The sequence below is a fragment of the Shewanella scandinavica genome (assembly GCF_031932065.1).
In the GTDB taxonomy this organism is placed as follows: Bacteria; Pseudomonadota; Gammaproteobacteria; order Enterobacterales; family Shewanellaceae; genus Shewanella; species Shewanella baltica.
Genome location: NZ_JAUOES010000011.1, coordinates 31,693 through 45,061, shown reverse-complemented (window position 1 = coordinate 45,061; position 13,369 = coordinate 31,693). Strand labels below are relative to the sequence as shown.

Genomic DNA, 13,369 nt, shown 5'->3' with positions numbered 1-13,369 from the left:
TCGCTAAGCTTAATCACTGAAATGCGTTTGGTAATAGCGGATTTTTTGCTCGAGGGCAATCAGATGCGCCTGCTCTTGGCGAATACGCTCAGCCAATTGTGCGGCATGTTGCTCAAGTAATTGCTGTCGCTCGCCTGCGGTTGTATCGCCTTGAGCACGCAGTTCGGCATAGGTCAAAATCTGCTTTAGTGGCATGCCCGTTTCTTTTAAGCGATTGATAAATCCAATCCATTCTGCTTCTTTTTCCGCATAGTCGCGGTGCCCGCTCACATTTCGCACCACAGACCGTAGCAAACCGATTTTCTCGTAATACCTGAGCGTATGCGCCGACAAACCTGTGAGTGCAGCAAACTGACCTATGTTCATAATCTAACGATCCGCAGGATGATTAACGCCATCATTCGTGGGCACATTGTCTAAATCGAATGGATTGACCCCTTCGAGGCAACCAATGTTGTAACCATATTCATGGGGATTGGAGCGCCGCTGGTGATGGGTATAAATGCCACAAACGGAGCAAAAGTAATGCTTGGCGGTTTTGGTATTAAATTCATAGCATTTCAGTACATCATCACCCTTGAGGATCTTGATCCCCGCCAGCGGAACCGAGCCGACAATCGCGCCCTTACGGCGGCAGATAGAACAATCGCAGCGGCGAGGATTTTCAATGCCATTAGGCAATGACAATTCCAATACCACAGCACCACAATGGCAAGACGCTGTGTGTTTTGGCTGAATAAGAGTATTGCCCACTTGTTTAATCACACTCGACTCCTTGTTTCGCTTAATGTTATCGCTAAATGTCCATAACGCTATGGCTTGTCGCTTGTTCTTTATGCTGCTAGTCTGACCATCTTAAACGAGCGTTTCAACTCGCATTTTTAGATGGACAATTCAATGCCAAACACAATGGAAAAGTTTCTCGCACAGCACCCTATAGTGACCGAAATCCCTGTGGCTTGGGGCGAAATGGATGCGTTGCAACACGTCAACAACGTCGTCTATTTCCGCTATTTTGAAACAGCCCGTATCGACTTCTTCAATCGCCTTTTCCCGCTAGATACCCTATATAAATCAGGTATTGGCCCTGTGATCAGCGAAAATCAGGCCCGCTATAAACGCCCAGTGACCTTCCCCGATACTCTATTAGTGAGTGTCAGCATTAGCGATATTCACAGCGATAGATTTACCATGCATTATCAGGCTTTCAGTAAACAGCAGCAGGCAGTAACCACCTTAGGTACTTCGGTCGCGGTGATGTTTAACTTTAAAACTGGCAAAAAGGCCGAGTTGCCCACAGAACTGCTGGCGATTCTCAAACAGCACGAAGTCGCTTAAGCTAACCAAATCGATAGCTAAATTGCCAGAACACTTTAGCCCATACCTTGAGGGAAGCATATATGTCAGATAACGAAAATATCGAAATAGCAATTGAACATCAACAGGATAGACAGCGTTTTATCATCCCTTTCGATAGCTATGAAGCTGTGCTGGAATACCAATTATCAGGCAAAGATATCGATTTTAGCCGCACCTTTGTCCCCAACGAACTGCGCGGTAAAGGCCTTGCCGAACGCTTAGTTCGCCACGGGCTTAAATGGGCCAAAAGCCAAGATTTGACTATCCAAGCCAGCTGCTGGTATGTGCAGAAGTTTTTGAAAAACTAGACTTAAAACATAAGCAAACACATCGCAGCAAAGGAGTGCCGCTAAATGACAGTCGCCCTATGTCGTAAAAGTTTACTGCTTGTAAGCTTACTTATCTTGTCCGCCTGCCAACAACGCCAAGCCATTCTTATTACCCAAGGTATTGAACCCTTTAAGGTAAAAGCCATTGAAACCGCCTTGATCCAATCTGGCTGGCAAGTAAATCAGAGTACCATCGCCATTCCGGCAGAATTCCCTAATACGGCCATTGCCACCAATCCCGCTTATCGCGATTCCCAAGCCATCACTGAGATAGAAAATATCCTCAAAGGCCAAGGTTTTGCCGAACCGACAGAGTATAAATTTGCCGAAGGTAAGCACTTTTTCAGTATGAATAATATCGGTATTTACTTACGTAACAGTGAACAGGCTTTGCAACCTTTACCACCAGACTTTATCAGAACAGATCATTGTACTGCGGGTGATGCAACCCTGAATCTTTCGCCTCAAGGCCAAGCCGTGCTCGAATATGAGAGGCCCATTAATGATAATTTTGAATTAGAACAACACACAGGAACTTGGCAATTCGATGGTGCGCAACTCAGTGTCACATTAAACCGAGCCCAGCAGGTGTTTAAGTTAACCCACGAGCAAAGACCTATTTGGCGTGGTCTCAGCCCTGCGGATATCTACACGCCAATCCAAGATTCTAATTTCAAAGTGCTTAACTGCACCTTTTTGCTTATCTATCTTGAGTAGGTCCTTAAGCCGCATCCGAGCTTAAACCTTTATTTTTACATTTAAAAACACTTGTACTGTACAGAGCTAAATCCAATACACAGGGTAATGGCGCTTGGGATCGGTGGAGAGGTTATTGACCACCAGCGCGACCAGTAAGAGTAATACTGAGCCGAGAAATACTGGCATTAACGCGTAGAGAAAGCCGAGTTGATGTACGTTCTCACCGCCTATCACGGCAATCAGTGCCGTTGCACCGCCCGGTGGATGCAGAGTGCGAGTCAGGTACATGAATGCGATAGACAGGGATACTGCTAAGGCGCTGGCTAGCACCACATAATCGCCACACACTTGGTACACTGCGACCCCAATTAAGGCCGATAACACACTGCCGCCAATCAAGTTACGCGGCTGAGAAAACTCTGCCAGCGGTGCGCCGTACACCAGTACAGCTGAAGCGCCGAATGAACCAATCACAAACATAGTGCCAACGAGGTTTTCGCTCATATAATTTGCGAGACTCGCGACCAAGTAAATGCCACAGAAAGCTCCAACCCATGACCACACAATCTTTTTAAGTGGCTGTCTTGGTGGGCAAATGTCCTTCGAGCGCATGCGGGTAAAATAGAATCTCATGGTTAATCCGAACCGATAAAAATGAGGCGATACAGATAAGTGATCTGCATCACAGTTAACGGGTCGACAAATTAACGCTTCAGCAGCGCAATTGCAATTGCGCTGACCGAGAGACGGGAAAGATTAAGCACTTTCACCATTCAGGTTGGCGAGCATTTCGCGGATATCTTCAGGAATAGGGCGACTCTTTTCGCAGCTGTAGTCGTAATGCACCAGCGTAGTTTTCACTTCAGCGGTTTTATTGCCGGCTTGCCAGCAGGTTTGCGTCAGCTCGAAACTGCTGTTGCCGATACGGCTGACATAGGTTTTCACCGTAACGCTTTTGCCGTAATAAGTCGGCGCGATAAAGGCCACGGTAAAGCCGGCCACGATAAGATTCCACTGATGTAAATCCAACTCTGGATTAAAAATCTCGAAGATTGGTGTGCGCGCGGCTTCGCACCATACGGGGATCACTGTGTTATTGATATGGCCTAGGCCATCGGTTTCTGTGAATCTTGGGTGGATTTCGAGGCTGTATTCGGTAACTGACATTCGGGCTTCCTTTTTATTGTTATTCTATAAACTGATGAATTTAATGCTTATCGCGATTAAGCTACCCGCACCAAATTCATCCTTGATCCCAAGCCTACCAGACCCTAAAGGCTAAACAAATCTAGACCTTAGAATTGGCAACTGGCAGTTTCTGCCGTTTGCTTGCCATTGGCATCATACTTTTTCATGCATCCTGCCTTACCCATATCATAAATTTTTTCATATTCTAACTTGCCACTATTGTAGGACTTAAACACGCCATGGCTTTTTGGGTTTTCTAAGTGATAAATAGTGCGACCTTTGACCATTTTAGAATGAGCAGCAAACCCTGGGTCTTCCTGATAGATCACCCCCTTGATATAACGCTTATGGACCACATGCTGTTCATCAATGCGCAGCATTTCTTGCGCGATTTGGCCATTAGAGTCGTAACACACTTTATCCACGGCATAATTGCTATCTAACTCTTCAATACAATTCACGGCACCATTATCAAAGTACTCCCGCTGTATACCACAGCGCGCAATGGCGTTATCCCAGTAGTAAGGTTCACCGTTCCAGGTTTCGCCTTCTTGCTGGCAGTAGTTCCAAAAATGCTTTAACTGGCCATTCGGATAGAAGCTGTAATGGGGGCCAGAGAGACGGTTATTCACCAGCTGACCATATTGAGAGAGTGAGTATCCACCATCTGTGGAATAACTGATACTTGGGCCGTATTCCTTACCCGCTTTAAAGGCCTTCATATACTTTAAACGGCCGTTGGAATCGAACTGATATTCTTTATCAACTGACCCATTAGTGTAATAAGTTAATTCGGATAGTAGACCGCCGCGATACACTCGCTGCTCACCGTCTTTAATTGAGCTAGTCTCAGCATTTTTTGAGTTTAACACGCCCTCACAATCGCCTGTGTAAGGCTCTTTTCGCATCATGCATTCATCCTGCGAGGGTTTAAGCTTAACGGCAGCATTAAACTTATACTGACTCAACTCATTGAGATCGCCGTTAGGCTCGAGCCACATTTGTGGGCCATCTAACTCGCCATAACGATAGTTAGCAACATTGCTGACGGCATTTGGGCCTGAATACCATAAGCTTTCACCGTGGAGTCGGCCCTGATCATAATGTTTAAGGGCAAACATAAAATTATCTTTGTTGAATAACTTTGCCTCACCTTGACGTAGGCCATTCTCATAGCTGACTTCAGTCTTGTAGAGATAGGTAACAGATTGCTTAGTGGTAAAAGCATCGTTAGCATCTGGCGTTCGGATATACACCCAAGAGCCTGAACGTTTACCATCGAGGTAGCTGCCTTCACCCGTTTGAAAGCGATAATCCCCTTGGGTGACCTTTTCCACCCAAGCGCCTTGTTTTACGCCCTTTTGGTATTGGCCTTTGCTGCCATCGGACTCAAGCCACTCACCATCTTTTACGCCATTGAGATAAATGCCCTTTTCGGACAACTTCTTCGCGCCTTCGGTGCTCGAATCGTAATCTGGGGTATAGATTTCACTCGGGCCATCGGGCACGCCCTTGTTGTAGTGAATAAAGCCGTAGTTATCGGCGTCATCCATCATGGACTGCAACACCCATTTACCCTGCTTTTGGCCGTCGAGGTACTCGCCTTCCCAATAGGTTTCACGGCTATCGGCTTCCATCCACTTACCGACTTTTTTACCCTGCTTGTAATCGCCCGAATACATCACATTGCCATTGCGGCCATCGTAAGCAACATAGGCACCATCGAGCAGACCTTGGGCATAATGACTTTCACTCGCAAGCCCTGCCCAAGTGCTACCCATGCCCATGCTCATAAAATTGTAGAATGGGCCTGTGCGGGGGATTTCAGCGCCGCCGCTTTTAAGCCAGTCGAAGTGATCAGCCTCAAAGGCCACACTCACCAATACAAAACTACCGTCTTCTTCGCTATAACCACTGCGATCAAAGGTGGTCACTAAGCTGTATTGGCGCTCAATGCCTTGAGCATCTTTATCTTTGCGAGTCAGTGGATAACGTAATTTATACTCGACGGCGGTTTTTACATCGACGGGTGAACCTTCGGAATTTCGATAACCCACTAAGGTTGGCCTGAGCTTAGTTGAGCCATCGACAATCGCTTTAATGGCAGGATCTTCAATTGCTTCAACATCATAGGTCATACGGTATTGCTGTGGCGGAATCTGGCTTAGCACTTTACGGACACCGCCCACGGTAAACGTGGTTAAGGTTGGGGCCACTTCATCGAGCACAACTTGTAGGCGCGGTAGTTTAGTCAGCTCTTCCCCATCAAAACCATAGCCGCGCAGGTGCTGACCATCTTCATCCTTGAGCATGACGATCACTTCTTTAGTGCCGCCTTTATCAAAATCATAGTAAAAAACTGCCACAATTTCAGCGCGGCCGTAATCGTCAATGCGCACGCCTGGCGCATCGCCGTAGAGCATTTCGCTCCATACGTGCTGGTCTTTTTGGTAGAAATCGAGCCATTGGCCGTTAGGAAGATCCACGGGACCGTGAACCACTTTGTCGAAATCCGCCGCCACCGCAGCAGGAATGACCGCAAAAGAAGAAAGTAACACAGCACCGACAGCGGCGCATAAATGACGAATCGAAAGTTCCATTTAACTATCCTTTACACCGACACCTTGCGCCTCGTGCGCACCAGTAAACGGGGCGAATTTTAAGCTAAGTTAGGCGCTTCAGGAAGTAGCAGAAACAAAAAAGGCCGCAATAGCGGCCTTTAGCAACAATGACTTAACAATCAGTTGTTATACATAGCATTTATTTCATGGGCATATTTATGGTAAATCATCTTGCGGCGCAACTTAAGCGTTGGGGTAATTAAACCCGCTTCCATCGAGAAAGCTTCAGGCAAGAGGGTGAACTTTTTAATCTGTTCAAATCCCGCCAATTCATGCTGCAACTGCTTTAAGCGCTGCTCAAAATGCTCAACCACATGACTATGGCGTAGCAATTCTAAAGGCGACTCATACTTCAGCCCTTTGTCCTTCGCCCACGCTTCCAGTGACTCAAACGCTGGCACAATTAAGGCGGTCACATAGTTACGCGCATCGGCAATAATCGCCACTTGTTCGATAAAAGGACAACAGCCCACAGCGCCCTCAACCCGTTGCGGCGCAATATATTTGCCGTTAGAGGTTTTCATTAACTCTTTGATACGGTCGGTAATAAATAAGTTACCTTTCGCATCGAAACGCCCTGCATCACCAGTTTTTAACCAACCATCTTCAAATGCAGCAGCGGTATCTTCAGGACGATTGTAATAACCGCGCATCACAGTGTCGCCACGAACTAAAATCTCATCGTCCTTAGCCAGCTTAATTTCGATTTCAGGTAGGACTTTACCGTTTGATCCGGCAACACGATTGTCCAAGGTGTTACAGGTCACAGTGGCGTTGGTTTCGGTCATGCCGTACCCACAAAGTACAGGAATATTAATCGCATGAAAGAAACTGCCAACATTCACATCTAATGCCGCGCCACCGCAGGGCATAAACTTCAAACGTCCACCGAGCACAGCTTGCAACTTGCTATACACAAGTTTATTAGCTAAACGCCATTGCAGCGATAACCATAATCCGCCCTTAGCACGACCTTGGCCGACTTCGAACTGACGCCCGCCAACGCGCATAGCCCAAGCAAACAGCCTCTTACGGCCATCGGCTGACTTGGCGACTTTATCTTGTACGGCGCTGTACACTTTTTCGAGGAAACGCGGCACCACACACAAGGTATGTGGACGTACGGCGCTAATCGCCTCTTTCACTCTTTGGGTATTTTGCAGATAAACGTTATGACCGCCACGGCACAAAACGTAGAAACTCCAACTGCGCTCAAATACGTGACTTAATGGCAAAAATGCCAAAGACACATCGCCAGCTTTAAAAGGCAAAATATGATCGTGTTGACGTATGGTCGAGGCCATATTGCGGTAATCCAGCATCACGCCTTTAGGATCGCCCGTGGTGCCAGAGGTATAAATAAGGGTCAGTAAATCATCAAGATTGGCCGCTTGTAAACGCTGGTTAAGCTCAACTTCTTGCTTAATCGCTTTTGCATCGCCCGCTAGCAGGGCATCTAAATGCCAATGCTGCTCAGCTTTGTCAGCAGCAAGTGCCACGCTGGCATCAAAAACAATCACATGCTCAAGACTTGGGCATAAGCTTTGAAGCTCGCAGGCCATAGCGTATTGTTTAGCATCGTCGACAAAAATGACTTTCGCCGCCGCATCGTTAACGATAAAGCTCGCCTGCTCGACGGTACTGGTGGGGTAAATCGGCACCACAACGGCGCGACTTTTAAGCGTACCGACATCGGCACAGGTCCACTGTGGGCAGTTTTGCGCCAAAATAACGCAACGGTCTTGCACTTGTACGCCAAGTTCGATCAACACTTGTGCAATTTTACTGCTAATTTGGTCAAAGGCCTGCCAACTCACCTGATACCAAGGAGCGGCCATTTCAAAACCTTCCAGCGCTATTGCGTCTTTTAAAGACTCGCTCTGCTGCTGTAATAGTCGAATAACATGATATTGATCGAGAGACATAAGAGACTCACCTTTTAGCTTACAAGTGTACCGCTTTTGCGCCATTCTACCTGAAGGCCAGCCAAAAACTAAGAGTTTTTGCTCTAATCTTGTGCAAGCTAAGTCCCAATATCGCAATCTATATCCGTTTAGCCGCTAATGACATCTCCCTTCCAGAGGGTTTTCTTGCCCCAAAACAGGACTATGATCCCAAGTATCATTAAGAGCATATCCCAGATAAACCAATCACCTAGATTGCCGCCATCCCGTAAAGACGCAAGGCTGATGGAAACCCAAAGGGAATGTCCCGCGACAACCATCATAGTGAGCGTGACATGCAACACTCGGCGGCACATACAGCCAAAACCTAAAGTCAAAGCGCAGGCCCAGTAAGTGCTGAGCACCAGATGACCCACTAACGGCATATTCAGATCACCACTGAGCCAACCCAGCAGTAGACTACACGCTAGCATAATGCCGACGACCACATTCAGCAGTCGTTGCTGCCCACGGCAAAAAGCCGCAATAAGCCCTTTTCGGCCATCAAACCCAGGCATCAGCAATAAGGTTTCGGTCGAGCGCGAACGCTGCACTCGACTCCAATGCACCAGAGCACAGCTAATCACGCTGAACTGTGCCAATAGCAGTAATACAGGGAAATTCTGATGGAATTGGTGCGATAACACCCCAAGCACTAGGCAGACTGCCGGTATAAGCAGCAATAAAATCGTCAGCATAGGGCCGATAAAAAAATTGGTGGGATGCAGATAACGCTCAAAGCGGCTCAAAATGCGCATCGATTGCAAATTTGGCAGCCAGAACCAGCCCATTTCGAGGCCATTGAGGTACACGGTTCTCGCCTCAGCACGCCAAGGTAAAGCACGGCAGGTACGGACAATAAGCGCACCTAATACCACCAGTGCAATCGCACTTAACCATAGGGAAATATAAGCTGTAATCAAGGAGATAAACGGCACTAAAACAAACAATAAAAAGGAAGCGTAAAACCACTGAGTGCTGAGTAAACACAGGTAAATAAAGGCAAAACTCATCACCAAGACCAGCACTAAGGTGGACAGGCTAGACATTGAACCCAGAGCCAAACAAATTAACACGCCTATGCCAAACACGCTGGTTAACACCACAGCACTTTGAATATAAATATGGCGACGATAATGGGGAATTAACTGAGCGCACTCGCTCGCCATCAAACGTATAAGTTGCCACGCCACCGCCGCCGAGCTTGAAACGATTCCCATACAAAACAACAATTCAACACTGTCACTTTTGCCCTGCAACGCTGTAATGCAACCTAAGACCATTCCCAATAAGCCGGTACCCAAAAAGCTCAAACTGCCGACATCAAAGCACCAAAGACGCAGCATGCCTTTAAAAGGATTCATCAACCGCGCGCCTTTCATTTTAGCTGTCGGCGTGATGTTTAGTTCTGGCGCACTCATCTGTGTAGCTCCATAAAAAGCTGTTCCAGATTAAGGGCTTCGTTCTTTAATACACCCGAGATTGGCGCGCTGTGCTCGCCTAAATCCACCAGCACAGAATCACCGACACGGCTGAGCACAGTGACCGACTCAGGCAAAACTGTTGCAGGCGCGAGTGTGAGTAAACGCACTTGTTCCCGTAGAGCATCGATTTCTTTAAACAGCACTAATTCGCCGCGTTTAATCAGCGCCACATGGCTGGCAACTCGCTCGATATCTGAAGTGATATGGGATGAAAACAGTACAGCGGAGCCGGATTCGAGGGCGAGCTCGAACAAATCGACCATAAATTTGCGCCGCACAATCGGGTCGAGACTGGCGACCGGTTCATCGAGGATCAATAGCTCAGGGCGATAGGCCATCGCCATAATCAAGGCTAGCGATTGCCTTTGTCCCACAGATAAACGTTGCACCTGTTGGGTCACATCTAACTCGAACCGTACTAGCCAATCTTGTTCTAATTGCCTGTCCCAATTGGGATAAAAGCTGCGGTGTAAATCGAGGGCGCGCTCAATGGTAAACCCTTCATAACCAAAAGGTTGCTGCGGCACATAACCTAAGCGCTCCTTTGCCTTTGAGGTTAAGTTTTCGGGCATTTCGCCTAAGGTAACAATACTGCCAGAATCCGGCGTAAGCACGCCTAAGGCGCAGCGCATTAGGGTCGATTTACCCGCCCCATTTTGCCCCAATAGCCCGACCACCATGCCCGCGGACAAGGTTAACGATAAATCCTTAAGCGCCCACTTTTCACCCGCGTCTTTGCCGCGAAAGACTTTATTCACTTGGCTAAATTCAAGTATTGGTGTGCACGCTTGGTCCATCGAATTTCATCCTTTTTTATTCTATTTATCGATAAGTGACAGTAGGTTAACGCTAGTCTTGCCAGCGTTCATTTATCAATTGCATTAACTCGGGCAGGCTGACGCCTAACTGTTTAGCCTGCGACAACAAAGCATCGAGTTGGGGTTCGAGCATGCTCGCCCCCGATGCCATAGTCTCAGTGCGCTGCGCGACTTTTGTCGCTTGGCCACGGCGGCGTTCAAGCCACCCCTGATCGACAAGCTGCTGAATCGCACGGGAGACAGTCATAGGATTCACCGCAAGATACTCGGCAATCTGGCGTACAGAGGGCAAGACATCATCCACTTGCAGTTGACCGCCCACAATTAAACGCACGACTTGTTCGTGTAATTGCTTGTAAATTGGTTCACCACTACTGGGGTTGACATTTAAAAGTTCTAACATTAGCCTCTACACACTGTATTAATACATTGATACACCGATACACCGGTAGTTAAATTAACACACTCGTCCTGAAATGCAAAAAGGAAAGCGCGCATGATAGATAGCATGACACACAGGAAGTTAAGCAAAACCGCTCAACGCCCTTCGCCAACTCGGCCACGGCATGGCGCTACTAATGCCACATGGTGCACGCGTATTTTAAGCACGCGCATGTTAAGCATAAGCGCACTTATGCTGGCGATGGCAAGTACGACGACGTGGGCGAGTGATGTAAAAAGCCAACAGACACAAGCGGCTGATATCGCTAGGAACATGGCGAATAACACCGACACTTGTTATGTGGAAGGCGTATCCGATCGCCTAAACTGCGGTTTTGTGACTGTGCCAGAAAATCCTAACAAACCCGATGGCAAACAGATCCAAGTGCATTACGTCGTTTTGCCCGCGGTGAAAAACGTCAACCATGAAGAAGCCTTACTCGCCATTGCTGGCGGCCCAGGACAATCGGCCATAGACAATGCGGCGGGTTTCGATGCCATGCTGAGCAAAGTCCGTCAACAGCGGGATATCTTGCTAATCGACCAAAGGGGCACAGGCCGCTCGAATCTGCTGACCTGTGATGAAGGCGCGCAATCTCCACTATCATTCGATGATGACAATGCCGACACTTTAGCCGAAACACAAAAATGCTTAGCCAAAATCGATGCCGACGTCACCCAATACGGTAGCCTCAACGCGATCAAAGACTTCGAAGCCGTGCGTCAGCATTTAGGCTACAAAAAACTGCATATTTACGGCATCTCCTACGGCACTCGTATGGCGCAGCTTTACATGCGTTTATACCCAGCACACTTAGCCACAGTGACCTTAGACGGCATAGTGCCGATGCAACAAAGCGTATTAGAAATCGGCGCGTCGATTGATCGGGGCTTTGATTTACTCTTTAAAGATTGCCAAGAAACCGCCGCTTGTCATACGCAATTCCCTGAGCTTAAAGCCGAATTCGACCAAGTCGCGGCCTCACTCGCCAAAGCGCCTGTGATGGAAAACGTCTACGACCCAGTCACGGGTGAAAAGACCATGTTGACCATGACGCGCGGTAAGTTCTACGGCTCCATCCGCATGGCGCTGTATCAAGCCAATGTGCGCGCCTTAGTGCCCCATGCGATTCATCAAGCCGCGAAACACAACTTCCAGCCCATACTCGGTTTGTATTCCCTCACTATCGACAATGCTGGCATGGCGATGGGTATGCACGCATCCGTGGTCTGTGGCGAAGATATGCACCGTATTACGCCCGCCATGCGCGAACAGGCTCAGCACTCCTTTATGGGCAAAACTATGCTCGAAGGCTTAGAAGCCACGTGTGAAGTATGGAAAGTCCCCGCGGTCGATAAAAGCTTTAGCGAGCCCATCAGCAGCGACATTCCGACCTTGTTGTTATCCGGCGAAATCGACCCTGCCACACCGCCGAGTTGGGGCGAGTTAGCGATGGAAAAACTCACCAATGCCAAGCACTTTGTCGCCCCCTATGCGACCCACGGCGTGGCCTATCAATCCTGCGCCAATAACCTGATTGCCGATCTCGTTCGCTCGGGTTCCGTTAAGGATCTCGACGGCGAATGTTTAAAGAAAGATGTGCGCCGCAGCTTTTATTTAAATGCCAGCTCGGTAGAACCGCTTAATGCGACCAGCACAAAAACAACAGATGATAACGCCAGCACTGGGGCCAAGGAGTAAGCCATGATCAAAGTATCCAATCTTTCCAAGCGCATCGGTGACGTGCAGGCGCTCAATGACTTAAGCTTCGTCGCACAAAACGGCCAAATCACAGGATTACTCGGCCCCAACGGCGCGGGTAAAACTACCTGTTTACGCACGATTTTTGGCTTGCTGAAACCCGATAACGGCAAAGCAGAAATCGAAGGCATAGATGTCGCCATCGACCCTATCGGTGCTAAGCAGCAACTCGGGTTATTCCCCGACCCTTTTGGTCTGTACGAACGCTTAACACCACGGGAATACATTCGTTATTTTGCCGAGCTAAGCGGCTTATCCTCTAAGGATGCCAAGGAAGCCACCAGCCAAGTGATTGCTAAATTACGTCTGGAAGACATTAGCGATCGCCGCTGCAAAGGCTTTTCCCAAGGACAAAGGATGAAAACCGCTCTCGCACAGGCCATAGTCCACAGCCCGAGCAATATTATCCTCGACGAACCAACCCGAGGGCTCGATGTGATGAGCACTCGCCTGCTGCGTGACATTCTTATCGACCTTAAGAATCAAGGACATTGCGTGCTGTTCTCTAGCCATGTGATGCAAGAAGTCGCCGCGCTGTGTGACCAAGTGATCGTCATGGCCCAGGGCAGAGTCGTCGCCATTGGCAGCCCAACCGAACTGTGCACCCAAACGGGTAAAGACTCGCTCGAAGAAGCCTTTATTCAACTGATCGGCACAGATGAAGGGATAGCGGCATGATGACTCAGCAAAGATTACGCCCGCAGGTTTTAACCTTTAAGACCTTG

Annotated in this window: 14 protein-coding genes; 5 read left to right on the top strand and 9 right to left on the bottom strand. The window is 48.2% G+C overall.

Annotated elements, in window-relative coordinates; genetic code table 11:
• Window positions 1–9 precede the first annotated feature (9 nt).
• Together Q4Q50_RS11520 and Q4Q50_RS11515 are read right to left on the bottom strand one after the other, a co-directional pair.
• On the bottom strand, window positions 10–366 hold the full coding sequence (locus Q4Q50_RS11520) for a MerR family transcriptional regulator (RefSeq protein WP_311899399.1): 357 nt from the start codon (window positions 364–366) through the stop codon (window positions 10–12).
• A gap of 3 nt (window positions 367–369) precedes the next feature.
• Window positions 370–765, bottom strand: a complete 396-nt coding sequence (locus tag Q4Q50_RS11515) for a GFA family protein (protein ID WP_311899398.1) — start codon at window positions 763–765, stop codon at window positions 370–372.
• 144 nt (window positions 766–909) lie between these two features.
• Here Q4Q50_RS11515 and Q4Q50_RS11510 point away from each other — a divergent pair, with 144 nt between their 5' ends.
• From Q4Q50_RS11510 to Q4Q50_RS11500, 3 genes are all read left to right on the top strand, one after another.
• Window positions 910–1,338, top strand: a complete 429-nt coding sequence (locus Q4Q50_RS11510) for an acyl-CoA thioesterase (RefSeq protein WP_259528795.1) — start codon at window positions 910–912, stop codon at window positions 1,336–1,338.
• A gap of 62 nt (window positions 1,339–1,400) precedes the next feature.
• Window positions 1,401–1,667: a GNAT family N-acetyltransferase gene (locus tag Q4Q50_RS11505; RefSeq protein WP_259544571.1), complete on the top strand. Its 267-nt coding sequence runs from the start codon at window positions 1,401–1,403 to the stop codon at window positions 1,665–1,667.
• A gap of 45 nt (window positions 1,668–1,712) precedes the next feature.
• A complete protein-coding gene (locus Q4Q50_RS11500) occupies window positions 1,713–2,405 on the top strand; it encodes a hypothetical protein (RefSeq protein WP_311899396.1) in 693 nt (230 codons plus the stop codon).
• A gap of 66 nt (window positions 2,406–2,471) precedes the next feature.
• Here Q4Q50_RS11500 and Q4Q50_RS11495 read toward each other — a convergent pair whose 3' ends face one another.
• The 7 genes from Q4Q50_RS11495 to Q4Q50_RS11465 form a co-directional block, all read right to left on the bottom strand.
• On the bottom strand, window positions 2,472–3,020 hold the full coding sequence (locus tag Q4Q50_RS11495; protein WP_006083741.1) for an HPP family protein: 549 nt from the start codon (window positions 3,018–3,020) through the stop codon (window positions 2,472–2,474).
• A gap of 123 nt (window positions 3,021–3,143) precedes the next feature.
• Entirely contained in the window at window positions 3,144–3,554 is a 411-nt protein-coding gene (locus Q4Q50_RS11490; protein WP_220591617.1) for an acyl-CoA thioesterase, read from the bottom strand.
• Window positions 3,555–3,682: 128 nt separating this feature from the next.
• Window positions 3,683–6,175 carry a toxin-antitoxin system YwqK family antitoxin gene (locus Q4Q50_RS11485; RefSeq protein WP_311899392.1) on the bottom strand — a complete coding sequence of 831 codons (2,493 nt, stop codon included), beginning with the start codon at window positions 6,173–6,175 and terminating at the stop codon, window positions 3,683–3,685.
• A 140-nt stretch (window positions 6,176–6,315) separates the two neighbouring features.
• A complete protein-coding gene (locus Q4Q50_RS11480; protein WP_311899391.1) occupies window positions 6,316–8,121 on the bottom strand; it encodes an AMP-dependent synthetase/ligase in 1,806 nt (601 codons plus the stop codon).
• A 128-nt stretch (window positions 8,122–8,249) separates the two neighbouring features.
• Entirely contained in the window at window positions 8,250–9,560 is a 1,311-nt protein-coding gene (locus Q4Q50_RS11475) for an ABC transporter permease (protein ID WP_311899390.1), read from the bottom strand.
• The gene (locus Q4Q50_RS11470; RefSeq protein WP_311899389.1) at window positions 9,557–10,420 is read right to left on the bottom strand and encodes an ABC transporter ATP-binding protein; all 864 of its coding nucleotides are present in this window, start codon (window positions 10,418–10,420) and stop codon (window positions 9,557–9,559) included. The genes Q4Q50_RS11475 and Q4Q50_RS11470 overlap by 4 nt, the downstream gene beginning before the upstream one ends.
• A gap of 52 nt (window positions 10,421–10,472) precedes the next feature.
• Window positions 10,473–10,844: a GntR family transcriptional regulator gene (locus Q4Q50_RS11465; RefSeq protein WP_107403140.1), complete on the bottom strand. Its 372-nt coding sequence runs from the start codon at window positions 10,842–10,844 to the stop codon at window positions 10,473–10,475.
• Between the two features lie 93 nt (window positions 10,845–10,937).
• On the opposite strand from Q4Q50_RS11465, the gene Q4Q50_RS11460 reads away from it, so the two are divergent.
• Window positions 10,938–12,584 carry an alpha/beta hydrolase gene (locus tag Q4Q50_RS11460; RefSeq protein ID WP_311899387.1) on the top strand — a complete coding sequence of 549 codons (1,647 nt, stop codon included), beginning with the start codon at window positions 10,938–10,940 and terminating at the stop codon, window positions 12,582–12,584.
• A gap of 3 nt (window positions 12,585–12,587) precedes the next feature.
• A complete protein-coding gene (locus Q4Q50_RS11455) occupies window positions 12,588–13,322 on the top strand; it encodes an ABC transporter ATP-binding protein (RefSeq protein WP_011982027.1) in 735 nt (244 codons plus the stop codon).
• Window positions 13,323–13,369 lie beyond the last annotated feature (47 nt).

Excerpts from the sequence above, each read along its gene's own strand:
- Q4Q50_RS11485 (WP_311899392.1), bottom strand. The coding sequence starts at position 6,175 with ATGGAACTTTCGATTCGTCATTTATGCGCCGCTGTCGGTGCTGTGTTA.
- Q4Q50_RS11475 (WP_311899390.1), bottom strand. The coding sequence starts at position 9,560 with ATGAGTGCGCCAGAACTAAACATCACGCCGACAGCTAAAATGAAAGGC.
- Q4Q50_RS11500 (WP_311899396.1), top strand. The coding sequence starts at position 1,713 with ATGACAGTCGCCCTATGTCGTAAAAGTTTACTGCTTGTAAGCTTACTT.
- Q4Q50_RS11490 (WP_220591617.1), bottom strand. The coding sequence starts at position 3,554 with ATGTCAGTTACCGAATACAGCCTCGAAATCCACCCAAGATTCACAGAA.
- Q4Q50_RS11480 (WP_311899391.1), bottom strand. The coding sequence starts at position 8,121 with ATGTCTCTCGATCAATATCATGTTATTCGACTATTACAGCAGCAGAGC.
- Q4Q50_RS11470 (WP_311899389.1), bottom strand. The coding sequence starts at position 10,420 with ATGGACCAAGCGTGCACACCAATACTTGAATTTAGCCAAGTGAATAAA.
- Q4Q50_RS11465 (WP_107403140.1), bottom strand. The coding sequence starts at position 10,844 with ATGTTAGAACTTTTAAATGTCAACCCCAGTAGTGGTGAACCAATTTAC.
- Q4Q50_RS11520 (WP_311899399.1), bottom strand. The coding sequence starts at position 366 with ATGAACATAGGTCAGTTTGCTGCACTCACAGGTTTGTCGGCGCATACG.
- Q4Q50_RS11460 (WP_311899387.1), top strand. The coding sequence starts at position 10,938 with ATGATAGATAGCATGACACACAGGAAGTTAAGCAAAACCGCTCAACGC.
- Q4Q50_RS11495 (WP_006083741.1), bottom strand. The coding sequence starts at position 3,020 with ATGAGATTCTATTTTACCCGCATGCGCTCGAAGGACATTTGCCCACCA.
- Q4Q50_RS11510 (WP_259528795.1), top strand. The coding sequence starts at position 910 with ATGGAAAAGTTTCTCGCACAGCACCCTATAGTGACCGAAATCCCTGTG.
- Q4Q50_RS11455 (WP_011982027.1), top strand. The coding sequence starts at position 12,588 with ATGATCAAAGTATCCAATCTTTCCAAGCGCATCGGTGACGTGCAGGCG.
- Q4Q50_RS11505 (WP_259544571.1), top strand. The coding sequence starts at position 1,401 with ATGTCAGATAACGAAAATATCGAAATAGCAATTGAACATCAACAGGAT.